The sequence below is a fragment of the Sulfobacillus harzensis genome (genome assembly GCF_012933365.1).
Taxonomy (GTDB): Bacteria; Bacillota; Sulfobacillia; order Sulfobacillales; family Sulfobacillaceae; genus Sulfobacillus_B; species Sulfobacillus_B harzensis.
In genome coordinates this window covers 1-439 of the sequence record NZ_JABBVZ010000344.1, presented here as the reverse complement: position 1 = coordinate 439, position 439 = coordinate 1, and the positions used below count along the sequence as shown (strand labels likewise).

Sequence of the window (439 nt, the reverse complement as noted above, 5' to 3'; positions counted from 1 at the left end):
TTTCGCTTGCTCTGGCTCGGCGATTTGAGCCAGGCGTTCACGCAAACCGATAACGGAGAGCGAAATGACTACGATAGCCACGACAACGAAGGGGACTTTCTGAATCTGGAAATCCAGATCGCGTGCGGGCATTGTGACGCCGTCATTATGGAGCGCCCCGTGACCATCACCGTGGCTCCGTGGCAGCATTGGCATCCCCACGACGACAGCCGCAGCCCGCACTCCAGGCCTGGCGGGTGTCGGGGCAGTACCCTGATAGCAGTGAGGATCACTATGAGGACTACGTGCTGATGCCCGAGGCTTGGAATGAGGAACAGGTGCAAGAAGCCTTAATTGAGCGGGCTGAAGCGGACGACGACATCGCGCTGGTGGAGTTGTTGGAGGAAACCGCCTGCTTTGAGCGAGTGCCCCACACGATGGTTGACGGCCAGCTCTATGT

General features: G+C 58.8%; 2 protein-coding genes. One reads left to right on the top strand and one right to left on the bottom strand.

The window, feature by feature from the left end:
- The coding region (locus HIJ39_RS23950; protein ID WP_207711906.1) for a hypothetical protein at window positions 1-189 on the bottom strand (189 nt) is incomplete at its 3' end.
- On the opposite strand from HIJ39_RS23950, the gene HIJ39_RS23425 reads away from it, so the two are divergent.
- Window positions 189-439 (top strand): hypothetical protein (locus HIJ39_RS23425; protein WP_169103411.1); only part of this gene is annotated, 251 nt, incomplete at its 3' end. The two genes, HIJ39_RS23950 and HIJ39_RS23425, sit on opposite strands and share 1 nt — an antisense overlap.